Origin of the sequence: Petralouisia muris (assembly GCF_004793545.1) — a bacterium.
Classification (GTDB): domain Bacteria; phylum Bacillota; class Clostridia; order Lachnospirales; family Lachnospiraceae; genus Petralouisia; species Petralouisia muris.
Genome location: NZ_SRYA01000011.1, coordinates 23,283 through 39,167 on the forward strand (window position 1 = coordinate 23,283; position 15,885 = coordinate 39,167).

Annotated in this window: 11 protein-coding genes; all 11 read right to left on the reverse strand. The window is 46.9% G+C overall.

Annotation, left to right across the window (positions count from 1 at the left end; all coding sequences use genetic code 11):
• Positions 1-27: 27 nt before the first annotated feature.
• Positions 28-4,692 carry a PolC-type DNA polymerase III gene (locus E5329_RS06950; RefSeq protein ID WP_135988844.1) on the reverse strand — a complete coding sequence of 1,555 codons (4,665 nt, stop codon included), beginning with the start codon at positions 4,690-4,692 and terminating at the stop codon, positions 28-30.
• 2 nt (positions 4,693-4,694) lie between these two features.
• Positions 4,695-5,762, reverse strand: coding sequence for a flavodoxin-dependent (E)-4-hydroxy-3-methylbut-2-enyl-diphosphate synthase (gene ispG / locus E5329_RS06955; RefSeq protein ID WP_135988845.1), 1,068 nt, complete (start codon positions 5,760-5,762; stop codon positions 4,695-4,697).
• Positions 5,763-5,866: 104 nt separating this feature from the next.
• Complete coding sequence (rseP, locus tag E5329_RS06960) at positions 5,867-6,904, reverse strand: RIP metalloprotease RseP (protein WP_135988846.1); 1,038 nt, start codon at positions 6,902-6,904, stop codon at positions 5,867-5,869.
• Position 6,905: 1 nt separating this feature from the next.
• The gene (dxr, locus tag E5329_RS06965) at positions 6,906-8,048 is read right to left on the reverse strand and encodes a 1-deoxy-D-xylulose-5-phosphate reductoisomerase (protein WP_135988847.1); all 1,143 of its coding nucleotides are present in this window, start codon (positions 8,046-8,048) and stop codon (positions 6,906-6,908) included.
• A gap of 11 nt (positions 8,049-8,059) precedes the next feature.
• Complete coding sequence (locus E5329_RS06970; RefSeq protein ID WP_135988848.1) at positions 8,060-8,860, reverse strand: phosphatidate cytidylyltransferase; 801 nt, start codon at positions 8,858-8,860, stop codon at positions 8,060-8,062.
• Positions 8,861-8,862: 2 nt separating this feature from the next.
• Positions 8,863-9,588 (reverse strand): isoprenyl transferase, encoded by a 726-nt coding sequence (locus E5329_RS06975; RefSeq protein ID WP_135988849.1) that lies wholly within the window; start codon positions 9,586-9,588, stop codon positions 8,863-8,865.
• 67 nt (positions 9,589-9,655) lie between these two features.
• Positions 9,656-10,210: a ribosome recycling factor gene (gene frr, locus E5329_RS06980; protein ID WP_135988850.1), complete on the reverse strand. Its 555-nt coding sequence runs from the start codon at positions 10,208-10,210 to the stop codon at positions 9,656-9,658.
• Positions 10,211-10,250: 40 nt separating this feature from the next.
• On the reverse strand, positions 10,251-10,946 hold the full coding sequence (gene pyrH / locus E5329_RS06985; RefSeq protein ID WP_135988851.1) for a UMP kinase: 696 nt from the start codon (positions 10,944-10,946) through the stop codon (positions 10,251-10,253).
• A 12-nt stretch (positions 10,947-10,958) separates the two neighbouring features.
• Positions 10,959-11,888, reverse strand: coding sequence for a polymer-forming cytoskeletal protein (locus tag E5329_RS06990; RefSeq protein ID WP_135988852.1), 930 nt, complete (start codon positions 11,886-11,888; stop codon positions 10,959-10,961).
• Between the two features lie 61 nt (positions 11,889-11,949).
• Entirely contained in the window at positions 11,950-12,894 is a 945-nt protein-coding gene (locus E5329_RS06995) for a polysaccharide deacetylase family protein (protein ID WP_135988853.1), read from the reverse strand.
• A gap of 376 nt (positions 12,895-13,270) precedes the next feature.
• Positions 13,271-15,838, reverse strand: a complete 2,568-nt coding sequence (locus E5329_RS07000) for a heavy metal translocating P-type ATPase (protein WP_135988854.1) — start codon at positions 15,836-15,838, stop codon at positions 13,271-13,273.
• Positions 15,839-15,885 lie beyond the last annotated feature (47 nt).

The following is a 15,885-nucleotide window of genomic DNA, read 5'->3' on the forward strand; positions in this document are numbered from 1 at the left end:
ACTTTTCCCCTTTTTGGTCAACCCGGCTTAGAAATCAAACAGCGAAAGCTGATTGGATTCGGGCAGATTTCCCAAAATTCCCAAATCTCCCATCAAATCAATGACAGATTTCGACACCTTCGTCCGCTGACGGAAGTCATCCTTCGACAGAAACGGCCCGTCTTTCGCCGCTTCTACCACTGCCTCTGCCGCTTTGTCTCCCAGTCCTTCAATGCTGTCTAAGGACGGCATCAGCTTACCCTCCACAATCTGAAATGCATGGGCCTGGGCGGAAAACAAATCCAAAGGCACAAATTCAAAGCCTCTGGCATGCATTTCCTGAACAATCTTCATATCCTTTACGGTATCCTGCTCTTTTTTGGTTAAGGTGTCTTTCCTTCTCTCATAATCCGCCATAAAATACTCCAGCTTCTCCTTGCCCTGGCACATCAGCTCATAGCTGAAAGAGGTGGCGCGGATACTGAAAAACGCCGCATAATAGGCCAGTGGATGGAAAATTTTGCAATAAGCAATCCGCCATGCCATCATAACATAAGCGGCCGCATGGGCTTTGGGGAACATATATTTAATTTTCTTGCAGGACCAGATATACCAGTCCGGCACGTTATGGCTGGTCATCACTTCTTCCCATTCCGGCTTCAGGCCTTTGCCCTTTCTGACACTTTCCATAATGGTAAAACTCAATTCGCTTTCTATCCCCATGCCAATCAGATAGGTCATAATATCGTCACGGGTACAGATTGCCGTGGAAATCGTTGCCTTTCCCTCCTGAATCAGCGTCTGGGCGTTCCCAAGCCACACATCCGTGCCATGGGACAGGCCGGAAATGCGCACCAAATCTGAAAAAGACTGAGGATTAGTGTCAATCAGCATCTGAATGACAAATTCTGTTCCGAACTCCGGAATCCCCAGGGAACCCAGCTTACAGCCGCCGATATCTTCCGGTTCAATTCCAAGCGCCTTGGTACTCTGAAATAAGGACATCACATCCTTATCATCCAGAGGAATTTCACGGGCGTCAATTCCCGTTAAATCCTCCAGCATACGAATCATGGTAGGATCGTCGTGTCCCAGAATATCAAGCTTCAGCAGATTGTGATCGATGGAATGATAATCAAAATGAGTGGTGACAATATCCGTGGTCATATCATTTGCCGGATGCTGGATCGGGGTGAAGGAATGAATTTCCTCTCCCAAAGGAAGCACGATAATTCCTCCCGGATGCTGCCCGGTGGTCCGCCGGATTCCCACACATCCCTGAACAATCCGATCGATTTCACAGTTCCGCTTCCGAACTCCCCGTTCTTCATAGTAATTCCTGATATATCCAAATGCTGTCTTATCCGCCAGCGTACCGATGGTTCCGGCACGGTAGGTCTGCCCATATCCAAAAATCACTTCACAGTAGGCATGGGCCTTACTCTGATATTCCCCGGAGAAATTCAAATCAATGTCCGGTTCCTTGTTTCCCTTAAATCCCAGAAAGGTTTCAAAAGGTATGTCAAATCCTTCTTTTCTCAGCGGTTCCCCGCATACCGGACAGTTTTTATCCGGCATATCGCACCCGGCGCGGCCGGCGTCCGCATAGGATTTAACTTCTTCCGATTCAAAATCGCAATAATGGCATTTGCTGCAATAATAATGAGGAGCCAGAGGATTTACCTCGGTAATTCCCGCCATGGTCGCCACAAAAGAAGAACCAACCGATCCTCTGGAACCCACCAGATAGCCGTCCTCATTGGATTTCCACACCAATTTCTGGGCAATGATATACATCACTGCGTAGCCGTTGCTTATAATGGAATTTAATTCCCGCTCCAAACGCTCATATACTACCGCCGGAAGCTCTTCTCCGTAAATTTCATGGGCCTTATTATAGCAGATATCCCGAAGCATCTGATCGGAATTTTCAATGACAGGAGGACATTTATCCGGGCGCACCGGAGAAATTTTCTCGCACATATCAGCAATTTTACCCGGATTGGCAATTACCACTTCTTCTGCTTTCTCACTGCCCAGATATTGAAATTCCTCCAGCATTTCCTCTGTAGTCCGCAGATACAGAGGCGCCTGGTTGTCTGCATCCTTGAAGCCTTTTCCCGCCATAATAATCCGGCGATATACCTCATCCTCCGGATCTAAAAAATGCACGTCACAGGTTGCCACCACTGGTTTGTGGAATTCTTCCCCCAGTTTTACAATTCTGCGGTTAATGTTTCTCAGTTCTTCCTCGGAAGCAACTGCAGGATCTTCCCCCCGAAGCATAAACTCGTTGTTGCCTAAGGGCTGAATTTCCAGATAATCATAAAACCGCACCAATCTTGCAATTTCTTCCTCGGAATTGCCCCGCAAAACAGCCTGGTATAATTCCCCCGCTTCACAAGCGGAACCAATCAGCAGCCCTTCCCGATGCTTGATAAATTCACTTTTGGGAATCCTGGGCTGCCTGTGAAAATAAGTGAGATGGGAATCTGACACCAGACGATACAGATTGATTCTCCCTGTATCATTGGCAGCCAGAATAATGGCGTGATGGCTGGGAAGCTTTTTGATGTTTTCCACGGAGGTATTTCCCAGCTCGTTTGCCGCATCCAAATCAGTGATTCCCCGATCTTTCAGCATTTCTATAAATTTCACAAAAATCTCCGCCGTACAGGCCGCATCATCCACTGCCCGGTGATGATTTTCCAGAGAGATCTTCAATGCTTTTGCCACCGTATCCAGCTTAAACCGGTTTAGCTGAGGCAAAAGCACCCGGGCCATGGCAACGGTATCAATCACGGTATATTCACAGGGAAGCCCCTGCCGTTCACAATTTTTGCTGATAAAACTCATATCAAAGCCTGCATTATGGGCCACCAGAATGGCTCCATCGCAGAATTTCAGAAATTCGGGCAGCGCATCTTCAATGAGCGGCGCATCTAAGACCATATCATCCCGAATGCCTGTCAGTTCTTCGATTTTGTAAGGAATGGGCACCTGAGGGTTTACAAAGGTAGAAAAACGGTCTGTAATCTTCCCTGCGCATACCTTCACTGCACCGATTTCAATGATCCGGTTGTTCACTGGAGAAAAGCCTGTAGTCTCCAAATCAAACACCACATAAGCGTCATCCAGTTTCTGTCCTCTGGGATTTTCAATGATCTGTTTCAGATCATCCACCAAATAGGCTTCCACTCCGTAAATGACCTTAAAGTCATCTTCCGGGGAAACCGCATGGTTGGCGTCGGGAAAGGACTGCACATCGCCGTGATCGGTAATGGCAATGGCTTTGTGTCCCCATTTCATGGCGCGCTTGATGATATCCTTCACCTCGGAAACCCCGTCCATATCGCTCATCTTTGTATGGCAATGAAGCTCCACCCGTTTCTGAGGGCTGCTGTCCATCCGGGTGGTGGTAAAATCCGGTATTTTCTTCATTCCGGCAACGGAACCTATGGTAAGCTCTCCGTCAAACCTGTCTATCGTGGTAATCCCCTTAATTTTCAGAAAAGCCCCCTTTTTCACATGGGAAGTAATCTCAGGCACAATTTCATTCTTTGCAAACATTTTTACCATAATGGTATCCGTAAAATCTGTAATAGAAAACATGATAATCGTTTTCTCATTGCGGATTTCCCTGGTGTCCAAACTCAGCACCTTGCCGCGGACTGCCACCTCGCCGATTTCACCTGCAATCTGCTCAATGGGGGTTGGTTCTTCCTCAAAATCACGTCCATATACCACATCCGGGTTGTCCGACTTCTTAAATCCTCCATAGGACTGGCCCCGTCTCTTTCCATAAGATGGGCTTTTCCCAGAAAAACCTCCTGTACCGCTGTGGGAATCCTTATCCCCTTTGGAGCCTTTTCTGCTGTGTCCCCCATTATTTTCATTGGCTGATTTCCTGTTATTTTGCTGTTGTCCATCCTCCATGCCCTGGAAGATTTTCGCTTCTCCTGTATGCTGAATTGCTCCTGAATTCCAGGGCGGCTGAGACGCTTCCCCATTCTGGGACGCCAAAGCATTCCCCGTATCCCAGGGTATCTGAGGATTTTCCCCATTTTCTGGCGGCTGCTGCCCGTTCCAGTCTCCTCCAGGCTCCAAAGACTGCCCATTCCCCCGGCCTCCCAAAGAAGACTGGCTGATAATATTATGTATCTCATTCTGAATCTGAATATCGCTGTTTTTCTTATGCTTCTTTTCCTTGGGCTCTTGATAATCCACATGAATCTTCACATCCAGCCCGCAGCGTTCACAGATAATCTTCTCTAAAATCTCCACCATCTCTTCTGACTTCTGCCTGGCAATGACAGAATCCTCAAAGGTGAGCTGCATCCTGTCTTCCTCCGGAAATTCCATTCGGGCCATGCGCAGCACATTATATTCCAGCAGGCTGAAGGTGCGAAATTCTTCCATTACGCTGTCCTTATAGACATCCATCAGCTTTCTGGGATTATACTGGCCGGAAAGCTGGAATTTCTCAATAATCTTAACAGAAATGTCGTGATTGGGAAAAAGCTGTCTGCGGATATCCGATTCCAGCCGGTAAATATTTCCCTTATTAATCAAACGGCTGCTTAACAGATACACTCTGAGATGATCTCTCTTTCGGTTGGAAGAAACCTTCGTCACTTCTACCTCTGTCATCAGATTTTCCAGTCCCGAAGGAACTTTCAAATCCGGAAAAACCTCAAAAAACAGCTTGCTCATAATTACTCACCCCAATGCAGCAGTTCATGCCGGAGGGCTTCTAACAAATCCTCTTCCTTTACTTTTTTATAAATTTCACCGTGTTTTATTATCAGCCCTTCCCCAATTCCGCCGGCAATTCCGATATCTGCTTCTTTCGCCTCTCCCGGACCGTTGACCACACAGCCCATCACTGCAACTTTAAGCTCCAGAGGAATGTCGCTTACCATAGCTTCCACCTGATTTGCCAGGCCGATCAAATCAATCTGGGTTCTCCCGCAGGTTGGGCAGGATACCACTTCAATGCCGCCTTTTCTCAGTCCCAGGGTTCTCAGAATAATTTTTGCAGATTTGATTTCCTCTAAGGGATCTCCTGTCAGAGACACCCGAATCGTATCGCCGATTCCCTGGCTTAAAATCATGCCAAGCCCCATGGCAGACTTGATATTGCCGCTGGTAATCGTTCCGGATTCTGTAATTCCCACATGCAGGGGATAATCCGTCCGGTTCGCAATCAGCTCATGGGCTCTTACGCACATCAGAACATCGGAAGATTTGATGCTGATTACAAGATTATCATATCCCAGTTCCTCGATAAGATGCACTTTATCCAGAGCGCTCTCCACAATTCCTTCTGCCGTGACTCCATGATATCTTTCCACCAGCTCTTTCTCCAGAGAACCGCTGTTCACGCCTACCCGAATCGGAATATTCCGTTCCTTTGCTGCGTCAATCACTGCCTGAATCCGTTCCCTTGCCCCGATATTTCCCGGGTTAATCCGAATCTTATCCGCCCCGTGTTCTATGGCTGCAAGGGCAAGCCGATAATCAAAATGAATATCCGCCACCAGAGGAATGGTAATCCCTTTCTTAATCTCTGCAAGGGCTTCTGCTGCCTCCATAGTGGGAACCGCACAGCGGATAATCTCACAGCCTGCCTCCGTCAGTCTCTGAATCTGAGCAATGGTCCCCTTCACATCTTCCGTTCTGGTATTTGTCATAGACTGTATCAAAATGGGATGGGAGCCTCCGATGATTTTGCTTCCAATCTGCACTTCTTTTGTTTTTTTGCGAATTATTTTTTCTTCCATAAATGCTCCATTCTGCTTTCTTTCCGGCAAAAGCGAATATTTTATTGTCGGGCATAGAGGAAAATTCCATACGCCAAACTGCCAGTGATACGCTGCCGCCACATTTAGAAAATATTCCGGATATCATTAAACATCACAAAGACCATCAGCGCCATCAAAGCCATCAGTCCCACAAAGTGCACCATGCCTTCTTTCTCCGGAGAAATCCGTTTCCTGCGGATCGCTTCAATCACAAGAAATACCAGTCTTCCGCCGTCTAATGCCGGAATCGGAAGAAGGTTCATAATGCCCAGGTTGGCGGACAGAAAAATAGAAAAATTCACCATACTCAACATTGCGCTCACCGTACCGCCGCTTGACTGGCTGCTGTCGTAAGTATCTCCCATAATCTTTACAAGGCCCACCGGACCTGACAAATCATTTACGCCCACTTTCCCGGTCACCAGCATCTTTAAGCTTTCAATTGTGTTCATAATCCAGTAACGGACTTCATAAACGCTGTGGGCAAGCACCTGAATGACATTTCCTTTCTCCCGGTCATAGAGCCTTCCGCTTAACCCCAGAAGCTCTCTGCCGGATTCCTCATCCAGCTTCGGAGATAAGGTGACCTTATGGCGCTTTCCCCCTCTTTCATACACAAGTTCCACATCTTCTCCCGGGTGAAAAAGGGAAAACTGGCTGACCTCCCGGTAAAAATGAGTGCGGTAGCCGTTCATAGAAATAATCTCATCTCCCGCCTGAATCCCTGCTTCCTCTGCCGGAAATCCTTCCATTACGCCGGACAAAACTGGACGGTCATAGCCGGTAATTCCAATAATAATCAAGGCAAATACCCACGCCATGATAAAATTAAAGACAGGGCCCGCAGCCACCACACTGATCCGCGCCCAGACAGATTTACTGTTAAAAGACCGTGCATCGCTGCTTTCCCCGTCCTCTCCCTCCATCATGCAGGCGCCGCCAAAGGGCAGCAGTTTCACGGAATATTTTGTCTCACCTTTGGTAAATCCAACCAAGGTAGGCCCCATGCCAAGGCAGAATTCATTCACCCGGATTCCATTCCATTTTGCCAGAAGAAAATGGCCCAGTTCATGAAATAAAATAATAAGGCTAAAAATAATTATTGCAATTATAATATTCAATTTACCACCTGCTCTCTATCAATGCATACACTTCCGCTTCTGTTTCAAGGATCTCTGAGACATCCGGCTGTTTGATAAATCTGCATTGCTCCATACATGTATTTATTATCTCCGGAATTTCCAGAAATGAGATTTTCCTCTCCAAAAACAACGCCACCGCCTTCTCATTTGCCGCATTATAGGCAGTGGGAATGTTCCCGCCCCGTTCCATGGCTAAAAACGCCAGCTTCAGCCCAAAAAAGATATCAAGATCCGGTTCTTCAAAGGTAAGGCTGGATAGCTGATAAAAATCAAGCCTTCTTCCTGACAGGCTCTTCCTCCTGGGATAATACAGGGCGTACTGGATGGGCAGGCGCATATCCGGCGTGCCAAGCTGCGCAATCACCGCTCCGTCCTGATATTCCACCATGGAATGTATCACACTCTGGGGATGCACCACCACCTGAATCTGCTCAGGGTTTACATCAAACAGCCATTTCGCTTCCATCACTTCCAGTCCCTTGTTTACCATGGTTGCAGAATCAATAGTGATTTTCCTGCCCATGGACCAGTTGGGATGCTTCAAGGCGTCTTCCACCTGGACTTGTTGTAATTCCTCTCTTTTTCTCCCTCGGAAAGGCCCGCCGGAGGCAGTCAGAAGAATCTTCTGTATCCGGTTTCCATCCTCTCCATGGAGAGATTGGAAAATCGCACTGTGCTCACTGTCCACCGGCAGAATGGGCGCCTGTTTCTCCTTTGCCAGCGGCATAATAATATGGCCGGCTGTTACCAGCGTCTCCTTATTGGCAAGGGCAATGGTTTTTCCTGCTTCAATAGCCGCAATCGTAGGACGGATTCCAAGCATGCCTACTATGGCTGTTACCAGAATTTCCGTTTCCTCCATTCTGGCAATTTCCAAAAGGCCCTCCATGCCGGACACAATCTTAACCGGCAGATCTTTCACCCTGCCTTGCAGGGAACGGGCAGCTTTTTCTTCCCAAAGAGCCGCCATTTTCGGCCGAAACTCCCGAATCTGAGCTTCCAGAAGCTTTTCATTGCTTCCTGCCGCCAATGCCGTAATTTCAATATCCTTCTGCTCCCGTACAATCTCAAGGGTCTGGGTTCCAATGGAGCCGGTGGAACCCAGCACTGCAATTTTCTTCATAAATGAACCTCTTATAAGATATAATGTGCAAGATAATAAATAATCGGCGCTGTAAAAATCACGCTGTCAAACCGATCCAGAATCCCTCCATGGCCCGGAATCAGCTTTCCATAATCTTTAATTTCATAATTTCGCTTAATGGCAGAAGCCGCCAGATCTCCAATCATGGAAATGAACCCTCCAACGGCAGTAATTCCAGCCAGAAGAAAGATTTCTTCTTTGGCAATCTGCATCTGAACTTGAAACGCGAAGCCATACAGAATCGTAAGAAGCATGGTCCCCAGGATGCCGCCCACCGCCCCTTCCACAGATTTTTTAGGGCTTAATTTAGGCGCCATTTTATGCTTTCCAATCAGTACTCCCACACAGTAAGCGCAGGTGTCGCATCCCCAGGAGCACAGAAAAATCAGCCAGACAATATAACTTCCTTTCGCCAGCATTCTGGTCTGGTAGATACAAGAAAGCATTACAGCCACATAAAAGACTCCCAGAAATCCAGCAAAAACCTGTTCTGCCCGGTATTTTGGAAAAGCCAGCACATAAACCGTCATCAAAAGTACCAGCAGTCCCAGCACAAACACTTCTAAATCGGGTATAAAAGAAAGCTTTAGATTCAGATAATACACCGCCGCCCCCAGATAGCCCGCATATCCCAGCATGGTTTTCTCCACATGGAACACCCGATACAGCTCGAACAATCCAATGACAGAAACCGCAAAAAGGCCGGATAACAGAATATCACCTCCGGCAATAATAAGAATAAGGGCTGCGATGACCAGTACAATTCCACTTACTAACCGTGTCTTGAACACTTTTAAGCCTCCTCTAATCCTGCAGAATCTCCAACTCCGCCAAATCGTCTGTCTCTTTTATTATAGTCACGGACAGCTTTTTCTAATTCCTCTTTTGTAAAATCAGGCCAGGCCACATCCGTAAAATAAAGTTCACTGTAAGCAAGCTGCCAAAGCAGATAATTGGACAATCTCTGCTCTCCACTGGTACGAATCAGTAAATCCGGCGCCGGAATATCCCTGGTATCCAGATAGTTTTCAAATTTCTCCTCATTCAACTCATCCAGAGAAAACTTATCCTCTTTATAATCCTGAAGAAGCTTCTTCATTCCCCGCAGCATTTCATCCCGGCTGCCGTAATTAATGGCAATCTGAAAGTTCAGCCCATCCTGATTCCTGGAAAATTCTTCCAGCCGCCGAATACTTTCCTGAATATCAGAATCCAGCTTCGAGGTATCTCCGATCACCCTGACTCTCATATGGTTCTTTTCTGCTGTTTTGATACAATTCTTCATGTAATTGCGCAAAAGCTTCATCAGGGCATTTACTTCCTCTTTGGGACGGCTCCAGTTCTCTGTAGAAAAAGCATAAACTGTCAGATATTTTATTCCCATATTCCAGGCTTCCCTGCAGATGGTCTCCACATTTTTCGCTCCCTGAGTATGGCCGTAATTCCTTGGCATCTTATGCTGCCTGGCCCACCTTCCGTTTCCGTCCAAAATAATAGCTACATGCTGTGGAATGTTCATAAAAACCTCCTAATGATATGAAGAAAAGGACAGACGCTGACGCCATGCCCCTTTCAAACATTAGATATCATACTGTAAGAATTTCTTTTGACTTTTCTTCTACTGCTTTATCTACCTTAGCAATGTATTGATCTGTTAATTTTTGTACTTGATCTTCTAATTCTTTCACTTCATCTTCTGAAATGTCGCTGGATTTACCCAGTTTCTTCAGAGAGTCGTTCGCGTCTCTTCGAATATTGCGGACAGCAACTTTTGCCGCCTCTCCCTTTTTCTTCACGTCCTTTGCCAGTTCTTTTCTGCGCTCCTCCGTCAATTCAGGGAAAGACAAACGAATTACTTTGCCGTCATTGGTGGGATTGATTCCCAAATCTGAAGTGAGAATCACTTTCTCGATTTCACGTACCATTTTAGGCTCCCAGGGCTGAATCAAAAGCATCCTGGGCTCGGGAACAGAAATGTTTGCCACTTGCTGCAAACCGGTAGGCGTTCCGTAATAGTCTACCTTCAACTTATCCAGTACATGGGGGTTCGCACGCCCTGCACGGATGGAACCAAACTCTTCTAACAGATTATCGAATGATTTCTGCATTTTATGATCATATTTCTGCAATCTTTCATCCATATCAAAACCCTCCCATTTTCTATCAAATTCCCCACCGGGCCTAAGGAAAGACTTTCGTTCCGGAAAAGTCTCCGCTGACCGCCTTTACAATGCTGTTTTCTTCATTTAACCCAAACACATACATGGGCATTTTATTTTCCATACACATGATGGAAGCTGTCAGGTCAATGACTGCAAGTTTCTGATCAATCACTTCCTGTATCGATATCTCATCATATTTTACCGCCGAAGGATTAATCTTCGGGTCGCTGTCATATACGCCGTCAATGGCTTTCGCGAGAAAAATCCCTTCCGCCTCAATCTCCACTGCCCGCAGGACGGTTGCCGTATCCGTAGAAAAATACGGATGTCCGGTCCCTCCAGCGAAAAAACATACCATGCCTTTGGAAAAATATTTATTGGCCCTGTCTTTGGAAAAGAGCTTTGTAAAAGCTCCGCAGGCGAAGGGCGTCAGAATCTGAGTTTTCATTCCCACAGATCGGAAAATCTCAGATACATAAATACAATTCATCACTGTAGCAAGCATTCCAATCTGATCCGCCCTGGTGCGGTCTATGGTTTCACTGGTCCGCCCCCGCCAGAAATTGCCGCCTCCAATGACGATTCCCACTTCCACGCCATTTGCTGCAAGCTGCTTTACCTGTTCTGCCACCCGGGTGACGGTGGGTTCATCAAATCCAGTATGCTTCTCGCCTGCCAAGGCTTCTCCGCTTAACTTTAATAATATCCTCTTCATTGAATGCCTTTCTTATTTATCAAAAAAAGTCTCCATATCCACATCTGCATAACACTGGGAGCAGAAACCTTCGATGACTGCGCCATTGTTAATCTGTACAGAACGTGACTTGATGTTGCCCATCACTACGGCAGAAGTGTCTACCACAACCGGACCCTGCACATCAATATCACCCTTGATTGCGCCTGCAATTACTGCGCTGGTTGCCGTAATATTTCCCACTACTACAGAACCAAGGCCAATCTTAACGGTTCCGCTGGTAGAAATCTCACCTTCTACCTTAGCAGCATCTGCAAAAAATTCAGATGCTTCCGCATTGCCGTGGATGCTTCCGGTAATGGTTACCTTTCCATTGCAGCGTACATTTCCTTCAATCTTGCCTCTCAGTTCAAAAGAACCGGTGGATTCCAAATCACCTTTCAGGGAAGTGCCCTCGGTAATTACTGTCACTTCATCTGAAATTTCAGCAGAAAGCCCTGCAATAATCTTTGCTTCTGCAGTTTTTTCTTCTGATGCGTTCACTTCCTCATTTGCCATATTTTCCTCATTTACAACAGCTTTCGTAGTCACAATCTTTTCCTCCTTATGCTCCGGCTCTTTTGCCGCAATTTCTTCTGTTTTTATTTCTTTTTTCAGTTCCTTTTGGGGTTCCTGAATTGGTTCTGCTACAGGTCTCTCAGGCTCAGCTTTCTTCTTAGGCGGTTCCGGCGTCAAAACGATTGGCTTCTCCGGCCTTTCCGGCTGCTTTGCTGCCACTTCATCCACTTTTTCAAACAATCCTTCTAGTTTCTTCAACTCAGACTGTACGTCAACTTCCTGCTCCAGGGTATTTACAACCAGTTCCGGATGTTCCGGAGCGGCTGCTTTCAGTTCTTCTTCCCCGGGAAGCAATTCGTTCACCGCCTGAGATAAATCTTCTTTGAAATCTTTAAAAAAGCTCATATATGTACCTCCATAAATTATTTGCTTTTTACTGCGGCTGCCTGTTTCAGACAGCCTTTGTTCATTGAACACTGTCCGCCGGTATCTGCTGAATCGGCGTTGTATTTTCATCAATTGGCAACAGCTCAACTCCAAGTTCCTGTAATTTATCAATCATTACAGGCAGCGCTTCCACTGTTCCTGATTTGTTGGAAGCATCATGCATCAATACAATTGACGTCTCATATCTTCCCACATCATTCATAACATTCTGCACCAGCTCATCCGGCGTATAAGCCTGACTTGTGGCGTCTCCGCTTGCCACATTCCAGTCATAATAGGTAATTCCCTTCTCATTCAGGAAACGGATAAATTCTCTCATATCCGTGTTGCTGACCTGATTGCTGCTTCCTCCCGGAAACCGGAGTATCTCAGGGGTCACTCCTGTCACTTCCGACAAATACGACTGCAAATGGGCCATATCTTCTGAAAACGCCTCCAAAGACTGATAAATCACGCTGTATTTATGTGAAAAAGAATGCATTCCAAGTGTGTGCCCCTCAGCCACAATTCTCTGATACATTTCTTTGGATTCTTCATCTTCCTGCCCAATAACAAAAAAGGTTGCCTTCACATTCTTCTCTTTTAAAATATCCAGAATCTTCGCCGTATTCTCGCTCGGACCATCATCAAAGGTCAGATATACCTTCCGGCTCTCTCCTTCTTCCAGTGCGTTTTCCAGTATTGTCCCATTCTTGACAGGATCTGCAGTCTTGGCGTTTCCATCCGGGGAAGCTGCACTCTTTTCATTCACATTCTCCACCACCTGCTCTACGGAAATCACAGATTCTGCAAGTTCCTCCATCCTGCTCTCCAAATGAAGCAGCTTGACCAAAAGAGACAGTGACAGGATGCTTGTCCCTAAAATCCAGATTACCACGCCTGCTATAATGGTAGATTTCATCTTCCTGATCCGTTTGCGCCTTAACTGCTGTTCACGTAATCCACTGGTTGTATTATCTTCCATATACGGACCTCCCCAGTTTTTGTACCCGTGAGCCAAATGACCTGCCGGCCGATTCCCACTCTCTCAATCTCTCAAGAAGAACAGCAAATCATTCCGCAAATCAGTATGCTCTCGAGTATAAGCATCACTATAGTTTATTGTAACACATTTTTTTAAAATTACATTAAAAAAATGTGAAAAAATAGTGGTATTTTTTCACATTTTTTAAATTATTTTCCGTCTTTTTGTGGGGTTTCCTATTTGATATCAGAAAATATATGGTTTTTTCCCCAGATTTGAAAATCGGTTTCCTTCTATGCCAAGGCAAGCCTGAAAATTATTTTCCAGGCTTGCCCCTGGCATTCTGCGCAGCTTTGTGAATTACTGTTCTGAATTATTATTCTATGGAAAGAACTTTATAATCCTTGTCTTCTACTGTCTTTTTCAGTATCCCATCTGAAATCTCGCCTGTCAATTTCACTACCGCAGTTCCTGTTTCATGGCTGACCACAGCCTCTGACACCTCTGCAAGCGCCTCTAAGCATTTCTTTACGGTAGCCTCGCAATGTCCACACATCATACCTTCGATTTTCATTGTTTTTTCCATTTCTATATCCTCCTTAATTTTAACATTTTCACCTTGCCTGCCTGAATCATAAACGGGTTCCTGCTTGCAGCTTTTTTTCTTTTTCAGGGGTTTATCCCTTCCTGGATCATGGATACGGAGCATATTCAGCCGCAATGCATTCGTTACAACACAGAAGCTGGAAAGGCTCATCGCCGCTGCCCCGAACATAGGATTTAACTGCCATCCAAAGAGCGGAATCCATATTCCTGCCGCAAGGGGAATTCCTATAATATTGTAGATAAACGCCCAGAACAGATTCTCATGGATATTTGTCAGCGTCGCCCTGCTTAAACGGATGGCGGCTGCCACGTCGCTGAGACGGCTTTTCATCAGTACAATATCCGCCGCATCAATGGCAATATCCGTTCCTGCGCCGATGGCAATTCCCATATCTGCCCGGGTCAGGGCCGGAGCGTCATTGATGCCGTCCCCTACCATTGCAACCTTGCCCTTTTTCTGCAGGGTGCGTATCACGCTCTCTTTCCCTTCCGGCAAAACTCCCGCCACCACTTCATCCACTCCTGCCTGACGGCCGATGGCATTGGCAGTCCTTTCATTGTCGCCGGTCAGCATGACCACATGGATTCCCATTTGTTTCAGTTCCCGTATGGCCTGGGCGCTGTCTTCCTTCATCACATCCGCCACTGCAATCATTCCCAGGATTTTTCTTCCTTTTGCAAAAAACAGCGGTGTTTTTCCTTCCTCGGACAACCCTTCGGACTGCTCTTTCAGCTTCGGCAAAACCTCAGCCCTGCTGCTGATAAACTTGTAATTTCCGCCGCATACCTCATCTCCCTCCAGCAAACCTGAAAGGCCGTTTCCGGGCAGCGCCTGGAATTCGGTAACTTCCGGGATATCTGTCTTTTTATCTTTGACATATTCCAGAACCGCCTTTGCCAGCGGGTGCTCGCTCTTCTGCTCCAGCCCGGCAGCCATCGTAAACAATTCCTCTGGAGAAATACCCTCCGCGGGTATTACATCCGTAACCCTGGGTTCTCCATTTGTAATGGTTCCCGTTTTATCCAGGGCCACAATATCCATTTTTCCTGTTTCCTCCAAGGAAACGGCGGTTTTAAACATGATTCCGTTTTTGGCTCCCATTCCGTTTCCTACCATAATAGCTACCGGCGTCGCCAGCCCTAAGGCACAGGGACAGCTAATCACCAGCACAGAGATGCTTCTGGCCAGGGCAAATCCTATGGTTTCTCCTGCCAGAAGCCAGACCAGCAAGGTGACAATGGCAATTCCAATCACTGAGGGAACAAACACATAAGACACTTTATCCGCCACTTTTGCAATCGGGGCTTTGGTAGCGGCGGCGTCGCTTACCATCTGGATAATCTGGGACAAGGTAGTGTCTTCTCCCACCCTTGACGCTTCGCATTTCAGAAAACCGGACTGATTGGACGTAGCTGCCGATACGGCATCTCCCACAGTTTTGTCACAGGGGATGCTCTCGCCGGTCAACGCCGCTTCATTGACGGCGCTGCTTCCCTCCAGCACAATCCCGTCCACCGGGATATTTTCTCCTGGACGGACCAAGAAAATATCCCCCTTGGCCACCTGTTCAATGGAAACCTCTGTTTCTGTTCCATCCCGCAGCACAGTTGCCGTCTTGGGCGCCAGCTTCATCAGGCTTTTTAATGCGTCTGTGGTACGGCCCTTGGATCTGGCCTCCAGCATTTTCCCTACGGTGATCAGCGTCAGGATCATGGCTGCCGATTCAAAATAGAATTCATGCATATAAGTCATGACCTTCGCCATATCCCCCTTCATCTGAGCGTCTGTCATGGCAAAAAGGGCATATGTGCTGTAGACAAAGGCCGCGCCGGCGCCCAACGCTACCAAAGTATCCATGTTGGGGGATTTGTGGAGCAGGCTCTTACATCCGCTGAGGAAAAATTTCTGGTTAATCACCATGATAACCACCGTCAAAAGAAGCTGCAAGAGGCCCATAGCCACATGGTTCCCTTCCAAAAAGGAAGGGACGGGCCAGCCCCACATCATTGTTCCCATGGAAAAATACATCAGCACAATCAAAAATCCAAGGGAGGCAAACAGCCGCTGTTTTAAAAGAGGGGTCTCCCTGTCTTTTAACATATCATCTGCTGCGCCGGTCAGATTTCCCTGTGCTTTCGCACCTTTTAAGGAAGCTCCGTATCCGGCTTCCTCGACTGCATTTATTATCTCCTGCGCCGGCGCCGCCCCTTCCACTCCCATGGAATTGGTCAGCAGGCTGACCGAACAGGAAGTAACTCCCGCCACCTGTGACACTGCCTTTTCCACCCGCGCGCTGCAGGCTGCACAGCTCATGCCGGTTACTGTATACTGTTCCATGCTACCACCTCTGTTCTTAACAAATTTTCACTATTCTGCAGAACTTA

What these genes read in the sequence shown, in the direction of transcription:
- E5329_RS06950 (WP_135988844.1), bottom strand. Translation starts at nt 4,692, where the DNA reads ATGAGCAAGCTGTTTTTTGAGGTTTTTCCGGATTTGAAAGTTCCTTCG.
- ispG (WP_135988845.1), bottom strand. Translation starts at nt 5,762, where the DNA reads ATGGAAGAAAAAATAATTCGCAAAAAAACAAAAGAAGTGCAGATTGGA.
- dxr (WP_135988847.1), bottom strand. Translation starts at nt 8,048, where the DNA reads ATGAAGAAAATTGCAGTGCTGGGTTCCACCGGCTCCATTGGAACCCAG.
- E5329_RS06975 (WP_135988849.1), bottom strand. Translation starts at nt 9,588, where the DNA reads ATGAACATTCCACAGCATGTAGCTATTATTTTGGACGGAAACGGAAGG.
- frr (WP_135988850.1), bottom strand. Translation starts at nt 10,210, where the DNA reads ATGGATGAAAGATTGCAGAAATATGATCATAAAATGCAGAAATCATTC.
- pyrH (WP_135988851.1), bottom strand. Translation starts at nt 10,946, where the DNA reads ATGAAGAGGATATTATTAAAGTTAAGCGGAGAAGCCTTGGCAGGCGAG.
- E5329_RS06990 (WP_135988852.1), bottom strand. Translation starts at nt 11,888, where the DNA reads ATGAGCTTTTTTAAAGATTTCAAAGAAGATTTATCTCAGGCGGTGAAC.
- E5329_RS06995 (WP_135988853.1), bottom strand. Translation starts at nt 12,894, where the DNA reads ATGGAAGATAATACAACCAGTGGATTACGTGAACAGCAGTTAAGGCGC.
- E5329_RS07000 (WP_135988854.1), bottom strand. Translation starts at nt 15,838, where the DNA reads ATGGAACAGTATACAGTAACCGGCATGAGCTGTGCAGCCTGCAGCGCG.